We start from the raw sequence: 15,383 nt of genomic DNA, 5'->3' as shown, positions 1-15,383 counted from the left end.
GCCTTCACTCCCACCCCTCATGGTGCGGAGGCGCGCAGCGCCGTCTCCGGACGATGCCTTCGGCATCGCCTTGAGAACCATGAGGCTCCGGCTCCGGAATTCACCACACGACAATCTCGATCTCTGAGCAAAGAGGCCCTCGCATGAAGCACCATCTGCTGCCGGTGTCCGACAAGACCGTCCACTGGGGCTATTTCTCCAAGGTGGTGACGCCGGCGCTCACCTTGCGCTCCGGCGATCGCGCAACGATCGAGACGCTGACGCATCACGCCAACGACGACTACGAGCGCATGATCAAGGACGATCCCGGCGCCGAGAGCGTGTTCAAATGGACGAAGGAGCACAAGGCCGTGGCGCGGCGCGGCTCCGGCCCGACCGAAGGCCCGTTCATCCGCGGCGCCGGCGAAGGCATCGGCGTGCATCTGCTGACGGGCCCTGTGGCGATCGAAGGCGCCGAGCCCGGCGACGTGCTGGAGGTCCGCATCCTCGATATCAGGCCGCGGCCGAGCCAATGCGGCTGCCATGCCGGCAAGTGCTTCGGCTCCAATGTCGCGGCAAATTGGGGCTTCCACTATCACGACCTGATCGAGGAGCCGAAGCCGCGCGAGGTCGTCACCATCTTCGAGCTCGACAGTTCAGGCGAGCCGTTCGCGAAGGCGGTCTACAACTACGTCTGGACGCCGCAGACCGATCCCGACGGGATCGTCCATCCGACCATCGACTATCCCGGCGTGCCGGTCGATCACACCACGATCAGGAAGCGCGAGAACATCATGCCGGGCATCAAGGTGCCGGCACGGCTGCATTTCGGCACCATGGGCCTCGCGCCCTCCGAGGCCGATTACGTCTCCTCGATCCCGCCGAGCTACACCGGCGGCAATATTGACGATTGGCGCATCGGCAATGGCGCGCGGATGTATTATCCGGTCGCCGTGCCCGGCGCCTATTTCTCGGTCGGCGATCCCCATGCCGCGCAGGGCGACAGCGAGCTCGGCGGCACCGCGATCGAGACCTCGCTGACCGGCGACTTCGAGTTCATCCTGCACAAGAAGGGCGATCTCGGCGGCACCCAGCTGGAAGGCCTCACCCATCCGCTGCTAGAGACCAGCGACGCGTGGTCGGTCTATGGCTTCACCTATCCGAACTATCTCGCCGAGCTCGGCGCCAATGCGCAGACCGAGATCGCCAACCATTCCAGCCTCGACCGCGCCATGCGCGACGCCTTCCGCAAGCTCCGCCGCTTCCTGATGACGGTACATCATCTCAGCGAGGACGAGGCGATCTCGCTGATGTCGGTCGGCGCCGATTTCGGCGTCACCCAGGTGGTGGACGCCAATTGGGGCGTGCACGGCACGATCCGGAAGAACATGTTCCGGTGTGAGTGATTGACGTTGGTGAACGAGCCCTCGCTCCACGAAAGGTACGCTCCCTCCCCCCTTGTGTGGGAGGGTCGGGGAGGGGGGTGGCTCCGGGCGACACCACCGTTGTGGGCCCCCTCCCCACAAGGGGGAGGGGAACAGACCGCTCGCGGGGCACAGCATTGACCAACTCAAGAGCAGCGCTGAACACCGACTCCCTTCCGCGGACACCACGCACCGTAAAACTCACCTGGCACGGGGGTTGCTTCGAATTCCCTGACCCGGGGCGTGCCATGAGTTTCCGTCCGTTCACCAGCGAATCCTATGCCGAGGGCGAGCGCCCGGACGCATGGCGCGACGTGTTGAGCGCCGTCGGGCTGCAGCCGGCGGCGAAGACGGCCTTCTACGACGGCCACGCCACCGCCTCGCATCGGACTGCGCCAGGCTTGGCGCTGTCACGGCTTTCAGCAGGCTCGCAGAGCGTGGCTGCGGTTCCGCAAGCGCATGAGGATCTGCCGATCGTGCTGCTCGCGATCGAGGATGGCGCCGTGCTCCGCAACGGCGACAGCCACCGCATCGTGCCGTCGGGACATCTGCTGCTGCTGCCGCGGACACGCGACTGGAGCATCGCGTTTCAGCGCGACCTGCGCGCAATCGTGCTGTCGGTAACATCGGACGCGCTGCACGGCCGCATCAGCGGCAAGCTGAAATTCGCCAAGCCGCAGGTGATCGCGCCAAATGGGCTCGCCGACGTGGTCTGCCGCACCATCGAGGCGACGGCGCGAACGCTGGAAACGCTCAGCGACGCCGAATGGAGCACGGTGGCGCAAAGTCTCGTCGATCTCCTGCTGACGCTGGCGCATCGACAGGCCGTGCCGGTCTCGGAGGCCGGCAGCAGCGCGACCCGGGCGGCGACCCTGCACCGCATCTGCCAGAGCATCGAGCGACGGCTTGATGACGCCAATCTCACGCCGGCAAGCGTCGCGCAGGCCGAAGGCATCTCCGAGCGCTATCTGCAGAAGCTGTTCGAGAGCGCTGGCGACAATTTCAGTCACTATGTCCGCGAGCGACGGCTGCAGCGCGCCTGGACCGATCTGTCCAATCCGGCCGAAGCCCATCATTCCATCTCGGAGATCGCCTATCGCTGGGGCTTTGCCGATTCAGCGCATTTCAGCCGCAGCTTCCGCGCCCGCTTCGGCCTGTCGCCGCGCGAGTTCCGCCAGCAGAAGGCTGAGCAGGCGGTGACCTCGGCAGCACCGCGCGGCCAGCGCGGCTGGCCGCAGGATGCGCTGGCCCAGCAGCGCGCCTCGCCGACCGCGGCTCCGGCGCGAAGCGACATCGCCCTACCCGCGCCGGCCAACGACCAGGACGCGCAGCAGCGGCATCATCATCTCGAAGTATCAGCCGAGCGCGTGCATTGGGGCTATTTCAGCCGCTCGCTGCCGCCGCAATTGGAGATCGCCTCCGGCGACACGATCACGATCGAGACGCTGACCCAGCACGCCTCCGATGATCCGGAACTGATGATCGCAGGCGACGAGGGCGCGCTCAGCGTGTTCGGCTGGACCAGAACGAAGAAGAACGTCGACCGCCGCGGCGCCGGACCGATGGACGCCAGCGTGTTCGGCCGCGGCGCCGGCGAAGGGTTCGGCGTGCACATCTGCACCGGCCCGGTGGCGATCAAGGACGCGCAGCCGGGCGACGTGCTCGAGGTCCGCATCCTCGACATCGTGCCGCGGCCAAGCCGCAACCCGAACCACGCGGGACGCGTGTTCGGCTCCAGCGTCGCGGCGTGGTGGGGCTATCACTACAATGAGCTGATCGCGTCGCCGCAGCCGCGCGAGGCCGTGACGATCTACGAGATCTTCGCCGGCGATCCGGAGCCGCACGCCCGCGCATTGTATTCCTATCGCTGGGAGCCGCAGACCGATCCGGCCGGGATCGTGCACGCGACCTATGATTATCCCGGCGTCCCGGTGGCCGCTGACAGCGTCAAGCGCCGCCATGGCGTGCTCGACAACATCCGCATTCCGCTGCGGCCGCATTTCGGCGTCATCGCGGTGGCACCGCGCGAAGCCGATTTCGTCGATTCGGTCCCGCCATCCTATTTCGGCGGCAATCTCGACAATTGGCGCATCGGCAAGGGAGCGACCGTGTATCTGCCGGTCGCCGTTCCCGGCGCGCTGCTCTCCGTCGGCGATCCTCACGCCACGCAGGGCGACGGCGAATTGTCCGGCACCGCGATCGAATGCTCGATGACCGGCACCTTCCAGGTGATCCTCCACAAGAAGACCCAGCTCGCCGGACAGCCCTTCGCCGACCTCACCTATCCGCTGATCGAGACCGCGACCGATTGGGTGCTGACCGGCTTCAGTCATCCGAACTATCTCGCCGAGTTCGGCGCGCAGGGCCAGAGCGAGGTCTACGCGACATCCTCGCTCGACCTCGCGATGAAGGATGCGTTCCGCAAGATGCGCCGCTTCCTGATGCACATCAAAGGCCTCAGCGAGGACGAGGCGATCGCGCTGATGTCGGCGGCCGTCGACTTCGGCGTGACGCAAGTGGTCGACGGCAATTGGGGCGTGCACGCGATCCTGAGCAAGCGGCTGTTCGAGGATGCGGATTGAACCGCAGCTGCTTCTCAGATCTCCGTCATTGCGAGCGAAGCGAAGCAATCCAGGGCGTCACGCGCGGCTCTGGATTGCTTCGTCGCTTCGCTCCTCGCAATGACGACCGTTGTTGTTTTTCCAGCGAGCCCCCTACGAAGAGGACACCCCCATGCAATTCCACATGATCACAGGCGCGACGAAGCCGGTGGCGCCGTTCAGTCACGCGGTCGAGACCGACGGCTTCGTATTCGTCACCGGCCAGATGCCGGACTCACCGGAGGCGCCTGGCGCACTGCCGGAGGGGATCGTCCAACAGACGAAGGCGGTGATGCAGAACTTGAAGGACATCCTCCAAGGTCTTAACCTCGGCCTCGAACATATTGTGATGTCTCGGATTTACTTGACCGAGTTCAAGCGCGATTATGCGGCAATGAATGAAACCTACCGTTCATTCTTCCCGCCGGACCGGCTGCCGGCCCGCACCTGCGTCGGCGTCACCGGCCTTGCCTATGACGCGCTGATCGAGATCGATCTGGTCTGCCGCAGACCATAATACCCATTGGTAAACATCTCCTCAACGCGGCCAGCTGTCATTCGATCCGGGCTGGGGAGCCTTCCGCTGCTGCCGATTGTGTGCCGGCACCAACCGGTGTCAATTCGCCGACGAATAAGGCGGATCGAGGGGGAGTGCCATGCCGAACCAGTTTTCCAATCGTCAAGAGATCCGCAAGCCGGCGGTGACGAGCAAAGGCGGCATCGTCGCGGCGCAGTCACGGCGGGCGGCTGAGGTGGGCGCCGAGGTGCTGGGCGCCGGCGGCGACTGCATCGACGCGGTCGTCGCGACCGGCTTTGCGCTCGGCGTGCTGGAGCCCTGGATGAGCGGTCTCGGCGGCGGCGGCGCGATGGTGCTGTACCGCGCCAAGGAGAACCGCGTCGAGGTGATCGACTACGGCATGCGCGCGCCCGACAGTCTGCGCGTGGCGGACTATCCGCTGGCCAATGACGGCAGTGTCGCGGCTGACCTCTTCCCGTGGCCCCGCGTCAAGAACGATCGCAACCTGCACGGCCCCGGCGCGGTCGCCGTGCCCGGCGTGGTCGCCGGCATGGAGGCGGCGCACCGCCGCTATGCCAGGCTGCCCTGGCAGGACCTCGTCACGCCGAGCGTCAAGCTCGCCGCCGAAGGCCTGCTGGTGGATTGGTGGACCACCGTGATGATCTCGAGCTGCGCCGCCGATCTGCGCCGCTATCCCGCCAGCGCCGCGGCCTATCTCAAGGACGGCCTGCCACCGAACCCGCAATGGGGCGCCAAGGCGGTCACGCGGTTGCCGCAGGAGCAGTTGAAGGCGACGCTTGCGCATCTTGCCAGCGCCGGCGCGCGCGATTTCTATCAGGGCGACATCGCCCGCTCGCTGACGCGCGACATCCAGGCTGCCGGCGGCGCGTTGTCGGTCGAGGATCTCGCCGCCTTCGCGGCGCATGTCCGCGAGCCGCTGCGCATCCCCTATCGCGGCGGCACCGTGTTCGCGACGCCGGAACTGACCGCTGGACCCACGCTGGCGCACGCTTTGCGGCTGATACAGGCCAACATCGCCGCGTCAAGCCAGGCGCCTGACGCCAGCGCCTTCATCGCCTATGCGCAGGCGCTGCAATCGGCCTATCGCGAGCGCCTCAACGACATGGGCGATGCGCCCGGCAAGCGCGCGCTCGGCGCGGAATATCTCGCCCCGGCCTGCACCACGCATTATTCGGTGGTCGATCGCGACGGTAACATGGCGGCGGTCACCCAGACCTTGCTGTCGGGCTTCGGCTCGAAATTCCAGGCGCCGCAGAGCGGCATCATGATGAACAACGGCATCATGTGGTTCGATCCGACGCCCGGCACGACCAACTCGCTGGCGCCGGGCAAGCGCTGCCTCACCAACTACACGCCGGTCGTGGCACAGGCGGCGGATGGAAAGCGCCTCGCGCTCGGCGCCTCCGGCGGCCGCCGCATCCTGCCCGCAGTCGCGCAGATGCTGTCCTTCGTGATGGATTACGGCATGGACCTGGACGCCGCGATCCACCAGCCCCGCATCGACGCCAGCGAGGGCGACGTGGTGGGTGCCGATACGCGGCTGCCGGCCGAGGTCATGAACGCGCTCGCGGCAAAGTTCGAGACCGTGCCGGCGCCAGTGCAGACCATGCCGATGAAATTCGCCTGCCCCAGCGTCGTGCTGCGCGAGGGCAATTTGAACAGCGGCGCCACGGAGATCGCACATGCCTGGGGCGATGCGGTGGCGGAGGGGTGAGGCAACGATCCGTCAGATTAGAGATATCATCGCGCTGGCGGTACGTTCTCCTCCCCTTGCGGGAGGGCGATTGCATTTGAAGAAATGCGGCAATCGCAACAGGGACGCCTGGCAGTTACTCCGTCATGCCCGGGCTTCTGCCGGGCATCCACGTAGTTCCGAGGACGCCGGACGACGTGGATGGCCGGGACGAGCCCGGCCATGACGACCTAGAACGGACGAGTACAATACGTAGACGCCCCCATGCGATAGCCCTCCCCGCAAGGGGGAGGGGAGATGAGATCGGTGCGCCGTCGCCGCAGAATTTATGAACGGAGCCCGGGGCGAGGTGCACTGAGCAAGCCGCGAGTTCTCCGGCTCCAACTCTCGGCACTACCCCACCAGAGCCTTTACCAGCCCGCTCTCCGCATCCGCCAGCTCGTCGATCACGTCGAAATGGTGCCGGTCCGGCGCCTCGACATAGGCGGTGGACGCACCCAGCCCGGTCCAGATGTTGGCGAGCAGTTGGGCCTGGCGGCGGAATTCGTTGCGCTCGGCGCCGCCGACCCAGGCGGTGACGCGGGCGCCATCGATCGGCGCCAGCAGCGCCGGGCTCTCGCGCAGCGCCGTTGCGTCGTCGATGTGCAAGGTCTCGTTCATCGCCGTCCGCTGCAGCGGGCGCAGATCGTGCAGGCCGGAGATCGAGACGACGCTGGTGATGCGCGCCTGCCGCTCGGGCGGCAGCGGCGCGCCGCGGCAGATCATGCGGCTGACGAGATGGCCGCCGGCGGAATGGCCGGTCAGCGCCACCGGACCAGCGATCTCGTCCATGGCCCGCGCGATCGCCTGCGCGACATCGGAAGAGATGTCGGCGAGGCCGACCTCGGGGCAGAGCCGGTAGGACGGCATCGCCACGGCAAAGCCGCGCGCGTTGCCTCCGCGCGCCAGATGCGACCAGAAACTCTTGTCGAGCCGCATCCAATAGCCGCCATGCACGAACATGACGAGCCCTTTCGGCGCGGTCTCAGGCAGGAAGAGGTCGAGGCGCTGGCGGTCATGCGCACCATAGGCGATGTCGAGCTTCGCCCGGCCCTGCCCCGCGAGCTCTTTGCGATAGGCGTCAGCCGGCGCGACCCACAAGCCGGGCCAGCGCTCGCCGCCGGCGATGTTCGGACCATTGGCATAGGCGTTGTCCCAGTCCTTGATGGCATACAGCATCGAAATCTCCTGATCGAATGAGCGCGCGGCCTTATAGCCCGGTGCGCAGCTTCCAGAGTTCGGGGAACAACACGATCTCCAGCATCTTGCGCAGATAGTTCACACCGCTGGTGCCGCCGGTGCCGGTCTTGAAGCCGATGATGCGCTCCACCGTGGTGACGTGGTTGAAGCGCCAGCGGCGGAAATAATCCTCGAAATCGACCAGCTTCTCGGCGAGCTCGTACAGCTCCCAATGCCGCTGCGGATCGCGATAGACGCTGGTCCAGGCCGCCGCCACCTCCGGGCTCTCAGCTCGCGTGCCGCGCCAGTCCGTGCGCTGCGCATCGGCGCCGATGAAGAAGCCGCGCCGCGCCAGGAGCCGCAGCGCTTCATCATACAGGCTCGGTTGGGCGAGGATCGCTTCCAGTTCGGCGGTCAGCTCGGGGTGATGCGCGTGCGGACGCAGCATCGCCAGATTGCGGTTGCCGAGCAGGAATTCGATCGAGCGATACTGGAACGACTGAAAGCCGGAGGACTCGCCGAGCTTGTCGCGGAACAGCGTATACTCGCTGGGCGTCATCGTGCGCAGCACGTCCCAGGCGCCGTTGAGCTGCTCGAAGATGCGCGACACCCGCGCCAGCATCTTGAACGCCGGCTGCACGTCGTCTTTGGCGATCGCCGCCATCGCTGCCTTGATCTCGTGGATCGCGAGCTTCATCCACAATTCGGAGGTCTGGTGCTGGATGATGAACAGCAGCTCGTCATGTGCCGACGACAGCGGCGCCTGCGCGTCGAGCAGGCGATCGAGCATCAGATAATCGCCATAGGACATGCGTCCCTTGAAGTTCATCCGCGCGCCTTCGGTGGCGGGATCGTAGGGGGCGTTGCTCACGTCACGAGCTCCTTCTGGCGATACTCAGGCTTGTCCCACAGCCTGTTGGCGAGCACCTCCGCGAGGATGTCGACGGCGCCGCGCACCTCGGCCTCGCCAATATAGAGCGGCGTGAAGCCGAAGCGCAGCGCGTCCGGCGCGCGAAAGTCGCCGATGACGCCGCGCGCGATCAGCGCCCGCATGATCGCATAGCCGTCGGGATGACGGAACGACACCTGGCTGCCGCGCCGCGCGGGATCACGCGGCGACGCCAAGGTCAGCGACGGACAGCGCGCCTCGACCTCGGCGATGAACAGCTCGGAGAGCGCGATCGAGGCCTTGCGCACGTCCTGCATCGACACGCTGTCCCAGGCGTCGAGCGCGGCGTCGAGAGCGGCGAGCGCGATGATCGGCGGCGTGCCGATGCGCATGCGCTCGATACCGCCGCCCGGGCGATAATCGAGATCGAAGGCGAACGGCGCCTCATGGCCCATCCAGCCCGACAGCGCCGGCGGCGCGATCTCGGCGTGGCGCGGCGCGACATAGATGAAGGCTGGCGCGCCGGGACCGCCATTGAGATATTTGTAGGTGCAGCCGACGGCGAAGTCCGCATCCGCGCCAGCGAGATCCACCGGCACCGCGCCGGCGGAATGCGCGAGATCCCACACCGTGAGCGCGCCAACAGCATGCGCCTTCTGCGTCAGCGCGACCATGTCGTGCATCCGGCCGGTGCGGTAGTCCACCTCGGTCAGCATCAGCACGGCAACGCTGTCGTCGATCGCGCCCTCGACCTGCTCGGGGTCGACCACCTTCAAGGTGGCACGGTCGCCGAGCATACGGACCAGCCCCTGCGCCATGTAGAGATCGGACGGGAAATTGCCGCTGTCGGACAGGATCACGCGCCGGCTCGGATTGAGCGAGAGCGCCGCGGCGAGCGCCTGATACACCTTGATCGAGAGCGTATCGCCCATCACGACCGTGCCGGGCACAGCGCCAATCAGCCGGGCGATGCGATCGCCGACGCGGCGCGGCTGCACCATCCAGCCGGCACTGTTCCAGCCGCGGATCAGCTCCTGCCCCCACTCCGCCTCGATCATGCCGGCGACGCGCGCGGGCACCGCGGACGGCAGCGCTCCGAGCGAATTGCCGTCGAGATAGATGATGCCGTCAGGTATCTTGAAAAGCGATCGTGTGTGGGAAAAATCCGTCATGCTGCCTTGCTCTGTTCGCGATCCTGGATGCATGATTTGGGCCGTAAGAGGCAAGATCGGACGGCCCGGGCGGCCACAGCCCCGACCGAGATCGTGACGGGCCGCCCACGCCGCGCGATCTGGCTCTGTCATGACTGCGGCTTTGGAGCAAGCGCGATGAGAGTTTCAGCATGGCTCGTCTTCGGTCTCTGCCTGCTGCGGACGCCCGCCTTTGCCGGCAATGAGGTCGACGCCGCGCAGGGAGTGATCCGCGCCCAGGAGCAGGCGCTGGCGCACGATGACGGCGCGACCGCCTATGCCCAGGCGGCACCGGAGATCCAGGCGCTCTTCCCCAGCATCGAGATCTTCATGGCGATGGTGCGCGAAGGCTATGCACCGGTCTACCGGCACCGCAGCTTCGAATTCGGTCCATCACAGGCGCAGGACGGCACCATCGTGCAGCGGGTTCACATCGTCGACGCCAATGGCGAGGCCTGGGAAGCGCTGTACACGCTGCAAGCGCAGCCCGATGGCAGCCTCAAGATCACCGGCTGCTCGCTGCTGAAGACAGGCCAGTCGGTCTGATCGCGCAGCGCATTCAGCGCGTCGGCGTCGGCGGGCCGCCATGCTGCTGGCGCCATTGCAGGAACTGCCGAAACAGCGCGCTGCGCTCGGCCGGATCGTTCGACACCTGGCCGCCGCTCTGGCGCACGAAATCCTCGAATTGCCGCTGCTGGACATCGGCGACATGCGGCCGCGGCGCCATGTTGCGGGCGACCAGCCACTCGTCCGCCGCCTTGAAGCGCTTCCAGCCGGGAACAGCGGCGACGATGCTCGACTCCTTCCATTTCGGATGCCGCGGCGGCTTCATGAACTCGTCGTAGTTCGCGAAGAACGCATCGACGAAGCGCGCCACCTTGCGGTAGCGCTCGGTATTCTCGGGCCAATTGTAGCTGACGAGCAGCATGCCGATCGCTACGGTCTCGATCGTCTCGCCAGACCCGAGCAGGTTGGGATATTCCTCCGACGACAGCGTGGTCGGCAGATAGAGATCCTGCAGCCGGCGGTCGTAGGGGATGGCCACCAGATGCAGCGCGCGATTGTCGTTGCGGATGTTGCGCGCGAGCTGGAACACTTTGCCGGTCGAGACGATGTAGGCATCGGCTTCGCCGTCGATCAGCTTCTGGATCGATTTCGCATCGTCGGTCGAATAGTCGAACGATGCGGTCATGCCGAGCCGGTTGAAGATCACGCGCGCCGAATAGAACCCGACATCGGTCGGCGCAATGACCCGCTTGCCGTTGAGATCGAAGATCGAGCGGATCGAGGACCGCGCGATGACATGGACTTCATTATAATAGAGCCGGGCGACGTAGCGCAGCTGCGACGTGATGTCCGGGATGCCGTATTGCAGGCGATAGAACTCGGGCACGTCGGCGGCGACCGCGCCCATGTCGATGCTCTTGAGGAACAGGATGTCGGAGACATTGCGGACTGGCCCCTTGCCGAGCACCGGCAGCACACGAATGTTGGACTGATCGTCGAGCACGCGCGCCATGTCCGAGCCGAACACCGAGGTCGCCCCGCCAGCCGGCGCCGTGATGATCGTGACCGTGCCGTCGTTGACGTCGTTCGGGTTCGGCAGCCGCCACACATCGGGTCCGCTGCCTGGCGCCGGCGACAATGAGGCCGGCAATCCGGCCGGACGTGGCGGGGCCGGGATCACTGGCGCAGCATTCGGCTTGGCCGGCGCAGGCGCCACCGGCACGATGATGGAGCGGGTCGGCGCGGGGCGTTGGGGTGGAGGCGCCTGCGCCGAAGCCGCACCGGCGAGCAGGAGGCTGACGATCACTGCGGGCAGCAGCTTCCAAACGCCTTGGGGCAGGATCGGTGATGCGCATCGTCCTTCACCATCGCGATGCCGCCACAGCGATCTCGACCGGTCCGCAGCCTTCACCTCGACGCCTCCTTGCGCTTCGGGCAAGCGATGGGCATCCGCGGCCCCGGGTGGGACCACGCAACATTCCCCCTCGCGATGCGAGTCCCACGAGCGCTCATGGCCTCGAGCAGCCTCGATCGAGTTGGTAGTTGCTGGTTGGGATGCGATGGATTTGCGGCGCGCGCCGGGATTTTGTATGACGGCGTGCATATGACCCGCCGATCAGGATCCGACTGTTGCCGTCACGCAACGCTTTCGGTTCAGGTCTGGGCTCAAGCCGCGAACGAGTGTTGCCGCCGCGCCAGGATCAGCAGCGTGACCACGATGGCCAGATTGAGCGCATTCCAGCCGAGCCCATTGGCGAAGGCCGCGGCATAGGAGCCGGTGGCGTCGAAGATCACGCCGGAAACCCAGCCGCCGAACGACATCCCGAACACCGAGGCGAAGATGATGATGCCCACGCGGGTGGCGGCCTCGCGCGCCGGCATCGCCTCGCGCACGATGATCGCATAGCTCGGCACGATGCCGCCCTGGAACAGGCCGAACATCCCGGAGATCAGATACAGCGAAGTGAGGCCGTCGAAGAACAGATAGAACAGCAGCGCGAAGCCCTGCGCCAGCGAGCCGATCAGCAAGGTGCGCATGCCGCCGACGCGGTCGGCGAGAAAGCCCGAGCCGATGCGGCTGAGGATGCCGAGCGCCATCATCAGCGACAGCATCTGGGCGCCGGCAGCGACGCCATAGCCGAGATCGCCGCAATAGGCGACGATATGGACCTGCGGCATCGCCATGGCGACGCAGCAGGCGATCGCAGCGACGCTGAGCAGCACGGTCAGCGCATTGGTGGAAATCGGCAGCGCGAGCTGCGGCGGCGCGGCATGCGCATGATCCTGCGCGCCGGTGCCGCCCATGCGGGCGCGCAACAGTAGCAGCAGCGCGCTCATCGTCACCGCACTGAAAATCCCGAGCGCGACGTGGCTGGCGCGCCAGCCGATCTGCTGCACGCCCCAATTCACCAGCGGCGGCCAGATCGTGCCGGCGACATAATTGCCGGAGGCGACGATGGTGACGGCGAGCCCGCGATAGCGCACAAACCAATGCGAGGCCTCGGCCATCAAAGGCGCGAAGGTCACGGACGAGCCGAGCCCGACCAGGAAATACACCGCCTGGAACTGCCACAGGGTCACCGAGGCGCCAGCGAGCAGATAGGCTGCCGCGGTGCAGGCAATGCTCAGGGCCATGGCGGTGACAATGCCGAAACGATCGGTGATGCGGCCGACGATGACGCCGCCGAGACCGAAGCCGAACATCGTGAGCGTATAGGCCAGCGAGACCGCGCCGCGGCTGGCGGCGAACTCCGCCTGCACCGTCGGCAGCACGACGACGACGGTCCACATCCCCGCACCGCCAATCGATCCGATCACGAGCGCCAGCACCAGCCGCGCCCAGGCCTGGCGCGAATCCGGAACGAAATGGGACGCTTCCTCGAATCTTGTGGCTGGTACGTGCACGATATCGGCAACTTCGACGCCGCATCGCATCCGGTCAAGTCACATTGCTGCAGCATTGGCCATGCAGAAGCAGCGCAACAGACTTGGCACAATGTTGCTTCCGCAACCCTCTTTGCGGCGACGCGCCTGCTGCGCTAGAGTGCCGACCGATACGGAGAGATTTGCGCGCGCATGTCGCTGGGATTGACACGAAAGTTGCGGGTTTCGGCGGGACGGCTGCTCGTCCTCGCCTACCTGTTCTGCGTGCTCAGCCCGGGCGTGGCGCTCGCATTTGCCCGCAGCGCGGCGCCTTGCTTCGATGACGGCATGGCTGCCGTCGCGGTCTCTCATCATCCGGCCGAACAGGCGTTGGACGATGGCGCGATGCCGCGGCATGCCGCGCATGCGCATCATCATGATCACCAGATCGCGGATGCCGGCCTGCAGCCGCAGCAGGATCCGCCGCGCGCGCCGTCCCACCACGATCACGGCAAGATGTCCGGCCCCTGCTGCGCCATGATGTGCGCGGTCGGCCTCGCCGCCGCGCTGCCAGTTGTGACCCTGCGTGCTCCCCTCGCCTCGGCCAGCGAAGCTGCGCACGAGACCAGCCTGCCCGGGCGCACGCCGCCGCGGCTCGATCGTCCCCCCATCGTCCTGGTCTGAACGAACGACGCCGGCCAGCGCGCAACTGCGCGCGGTCGCTGATCATCGACCGACCAAAGGACAGATCATGTTGTCGCAATCCCAGGCGACGCCCGCTGCCGCATGTCCGGCGCGGCGCGGCCTGCCATATCTCATTGTCTCCGGTGCATGCGCGCTGCTCACCGCTGTGAGCCTCGCCGGCTGCCAGCCGCGCACCGTCGCGTTCGCCGGTCCCGATCCGGCTGATCCCGCAGCCCACGTGGCGCCGGCGCGCATCTCCGCGGTCATCGCGCCCTACACGCCCGTGCGCCCCACCGCACCCGCCGCCTGGGGAGAGCCTGACGGCGCGCGCGCACCGCGCTCCGAACCGGCCCGCTAGGAGCCCTGTGATGCAAGGGATCATCAAGCTCGCGCCGCGCGTCGCGGCACTTGTCGTCGCAGCATTTGGGCTTGCCGGCTGCGCCTCGTTCTCGCCCGACGGCGGCATCGGCGTCGTGGCCGACATCACCGGCCGCACCACCGGCAAGGAGGTCGCCGCGGTCAGAACCGATGACGATGCCGCGCGCCTGCGCGATGCCACGCGCCGGCTGCTGTCGCGGCCGCTGTCGGCAGACGCCGCCGTGCAGGTCGCGCTGTTCAACAACAAGGGCCTGCAGGCGGCCTATCATCAATTGGCGCTCAGCGAGGCTGATACGATCGAGGCCAGCCTGCCGCCGAACCCGACCTTCTCGCTGATGCGCATCAGCGGCGATGGCGCGCTGGAGGCCGAGCGGCAGGTCGCCGGCGACATTCTGGCGCTCGCCACTCTGCCGCTGCGCTCGGAGATCGCGCGCGAGCGCTTCCGGCAGGCGCAGTTGAAGGCCGCACTGAGCACCTTGCGGCTGGCCGCCGACGTCCGCCGCGCGCATGTGCGCGTGGTGGCTGCGAACGAACTGGTGGCGCTGCTCGGCGAGGCGCAATCGGCCGCCGAGGCCACCGCGAAGCTCGCCCAGAAACTCGGCGAGACCGGCGCGCTCAACCGGCTCGATCAGGCGCGCGAGCAGGTGTTCTATGCCGAGACGACGGCCGAGCTCGCCACCGCCCGCCGCATCGCGGCAAGCGGGCGCGAGCGCCTGATCCGGCTGATGGGCCTGTGGGGCGACGACCTGGGCTTCCGCCTGCCGGATCGGTTGCCCAACCTGCCGCGCCGGCCGCTGACCCAGCCCTTCGTCGAGCGCGACGCCGTGGCGCATCGCATCGATCTGCAGATCGCCCGCCTGGAACTCACGGCACTCGCGACCTCGCTGCAGCTCACCGAGGCGACGCGCTTCGTGACGCTGCTCGACCTTGCCGGCCTCGATCGGAAGACTATCGAGCCCGACGGCCGCGGCATCCGTGAGCGCGGCTATGATGTGCAGTTCCAGATTCCGATCTTCGACGGCGGTGAGGTCCGCGCTCGGCAGGCGGCCGAGACCTACAACATCGCCTTCAACCGCCTCACCGAGCGCGCCGTCACGGTGCGCTCCGAGGCGCGCGATGCCTATCGCAGCTATCGCGCGGCCTACGACATCGCCGGCCATTATGCCCGCGAGGTGCTGCCGCTGCGCCAGATCATCAGCGATGAGATGCAGCTGCGCTATTCCAGCATGCAGGCCGACATCTTCGCGCTGCTGGCCGAGGCGCGGCAGCGCCTGGCCTCGCGCCGCGCCGCGATCGACGCCGTCAGAGACTTCTTCCTCGCCGAGGCCGAGCTGTCGGCTGCCGTCAATGGCGGCGTTGCCAGCGGCGAGGACATCACGCAGCAGACCGCGGGCGCGCTCGCGCCAAGCAACGACTGAGAG

13 protein-coding genes are annotated in these 15,383 nt (G+C 66.9%); 8 read left to right on the top strand and 5 right to left on the bottom strand.

Features of this window, described 5'->3' with window-relative positions; genetic code table 11:
* Positions 1-143 precede the first annotated feature (143 nt).
* From ACVIJ6_RS18410 to ACVIJ6_RS18395, 4 genes are all read left to right on the top strand, one after another.
* The gene (locus tag ACVIJ6_RS18410) at positions 144-1,385 is read left to right on the top strand and encodes an acetamidase/formamidase family protein (RefSeq protein WP_456773831.1); all 1,242 of its coding nucleotides are present in this window, start codon (positions 144-146) and stop codon (positions 1,383-1,385) included.
* 266 nt (positions 1,386-1,651) lie between these two features.
* Entirely contained in the window at positions 1,652-3,985 is a 2,334-nt protein-coding gene (locus tag ACVIJ6_RS18405) for an acetamidase/formamidase family protein (protein WP_456773830.1), read from the top strand.
* A 151-nt stretch (positions 3,986-4,136) separates the two neighbouring features.
* A complete protein-coding gene (locus ACVIJ6_RS18400; protein ID WP_456777021.1) occupies positions 4,137-4,520 on the top strand; it encodes a RidA family protein in 384 nt (127 codons plus the stop codon).
* 139 nt (positions 4,521-4,659) lie between these two features.
* Positions 4,660-6,255, top strand: coding sequence for a gamma-glutamyltransferase family protein (locus tag ACVIJ6_RS18395; protein ID WP_456773829.1), 1,596 nt, complete (start codon positions 4,660-4,662; stop codon positions 6,253-6,255).
* Positions 6,256-6,627: 372 nt separating this feature from the next.
* Here the strand turns inward: ACVIJ6_RS18395 and ACVIJ6_RS18390 are convergent, their stop codons facing one another.
* Genes ACVIJ6_RS18390 through kynU form a run of 3 tightly spaced genes read right to left on the bottom strand, consistent with a single transcriptional unit; the run spans position 6,628 to position 9,513 of the window.
* A complete protein-coding gene (locus ACVIJ6_RS18390) occupies positions 6,628-7,452 on the bottom strand; it encodes an alpha/beta hydrolase (protein ID WP_456773828.1) in 825 nt (274 codons plus the stop codon).
* A gap of 31 nt (positions 7,453-7,483) precedes the next feature.
* On the bottom strand, positions 7,484-8,323 hold the full coding sequence (kynA, locus tag ACVIJ6_RS18385) for a tryptophan 2,3-dioxygenase (protein ID WP_456773827.1): 840 nt from the start codon (positions 8,321-8,323) through the stop codon (positions 7,484-7,486).
* A complete protein-coding gene (kynU, locus tag ACVIJ6_RS18380) occupies positions 8,320-9,513 on the bottom strand; it encodes a kynureninase (RefSeq protein WP_456773826.1) in 1,194 nt (397 codons plus the stop codon). Before kynU ends, kynA begins: the two co-directional genes overlap by 4 nt.
* 156 nt (positions 9,514-9,669) lie before the next feature.
* On the opposite strand from kynU, the gene ACVIJ6_RS18375 reads away from it, so the two are divergent.
* Positions 9,670-10,077: a DUF4864 domain-containing protein gene (locus ACVIJ6_RS18375; RefSeq protein ID WP_456773825.1), complete on the top strand. Its 408-nt coding sequence runs from the start codon at positions 9,670-9,672 to the stop codon at positions 10,075-10,077.
* Positions 10,078-10,090: 13 nt separating this feature from the next.
* On the opposite strand, the gene ACVIJ6_RS18370 is transcribed toward ACVIJ6_RS18375, so the two are convergent.
* Positions 10,091-11,176 (bottom strand): TAXI family TRAP transporter solute-binding subunit, encoded by a 1,086-nt coding sequence (locus ACVIJ6_RS18370; protein ID WP_456777020.1) that lies wholly within the window; start codon positions 11,174-11,176, stop codon positions 10,091-10,093.
* 527 nt (positions 11,177-11,703) lie between these two features.
* Complete coding sequence (locus tag ACVIJ6_RS18365; RefSeq protein ID WP_456773824.1) at positions 11,704-12,942, bottom strand: MFS transporter; 1,239 nt, start codon at positions 12,940-12,942, stop codon at positions 11,704-11,706.
* 171 nt (positions 12,943-13,113) lie between these two features.
* Between ACVIJ6_RS18365 and ACVIJ6_RS18360 the strand changes: the two genes are divergently transcribed.
* The 3 genes from ACVIJ6_RS18360 (at position 13,114) to ACVIJ6_RS18350 (ending at position 15,380) form a co-directional block, all read left to right on the top strand.
* The gene (locus ACVIJ6_RS18360; RefSeq protein ID WP_456773823.1) at positions 13,114-13,584 is read left to right on the top strand and encodes a hypothetical protein; all 471 of its coding nucleotides are present in this window, start codon (positions 13,114-13,116) and stop codon (positions 13,582-13,584) included.
* Between the two features lie 67 nt (positions 13,585-13,651).
* Positions 13,652-13,942 carry a hypothetical protein gene (locus ACVIJ6_RS18355; protein ID WP_456773822.1) on the top strand — a complete coding sequence of 97 codons (291 nt, stop codon included), beginning with the start codon at positions 13,652-13,654 and terminating at the stop codon, positions 13,940-13,942.
* 10 nt (positions 13,943-13,952) lie between these two features.
* Positions 13,953-15,380 (top strand): TolC family protein, encoded by a 1,428-nt coding sequence (locus tag ACVIJ6_RS18350; RefSeq protein ID WP_456773821.1) that lies wholly within the window; start codon positions 13,953-13,955, stop codon positions 15,378-15,380.
* The last annotated feature ends 3 nt before the right edge of the window (positions 15,381-15,383 follow it).

This window comes from Bradyrhizobium sp. USDA 4369, from assembly GCF_054056435.1.
This window is presented reverse-complemented; position numbering and strand designations above follow the sequence as displayed.

Excerpts from the sequence above, each read along its gene's own strand:
- ACVIJ6_RS18360 (WP_456773823.1), top strand. The coding sequence starts at position 13,114 with ATGTCGCTGGGATTGACACGAAAGTTGCGGGTTTCGGCGGGACGGCTG.
- ACVIJ6_RS18375 (WP_456773825.1), top strand. The coding sequence starts at position 9,670 with ATGAGAGTTTCAGCATGGCTCGTCTTCGGTCTCTGCCTGCTGCGGACG.
- ACVIJ6_RS18350 (WP_456773821.1), top strand. The coding sequence starts at position 13,953 with ATGCAAGGGATCATCAAGCTCGCGCCGCGCGTCGCGGCACTTGTCGTC.
- ACVIJ6_RS18390 (WP_456773828.1), bottom strand. The coding sequence starts at position 7,452 with ATGCTGTATGCCATCAAGGACTGGGACAACGCCTATGCCAATGGTCCG.
- ACVIJ6_RS18400 (WP_456777021.1), top strand. The coding sequence starts at position 4,137 with ATGCAATTCCACATGATCACAGGCGCGACGAAGCCGGTGGCGCCGTTC.
- ACVIJ6_RS18410 (WP_456773831.1), top strand. The coding sequence starts at position 144 with ATGAAGCACCATCTGCTGCCGGTGTCCGACAAGACCGTCCACTGGGGC.
- kynU (WP_456773826.1), bottom strand. The coding sequence starts at position 9,513 with ATGACGGATTTTTCCCACACACGATCGCTTTTCAAGATACCTGACGGC.
- ACVIJ6_RS18395 (WP_456773829.1), top strand. The coding sequence starts at position 4,660 with ATGCCGAACCAGTTTTCCAATCGTCAAGAGATCCGCAAGCCGGCGGTG.
- ACVIJ6_RS18355 (WP_456773822.1), top strand. The coding sequence starts at position 13,652 with ATGTTGTCGCAATCCCAGGCGACGCCCGCTGCCGCATGTCCGGCGCGG.
- ACVIJ6_RS18405 (WP_456773830.1), top strand. The coding sequence starts at position 1,652 with ATGAGTTTCCGTCCGTTCACCAGCGAATCCTATGCCGAGGGCGAGCGC.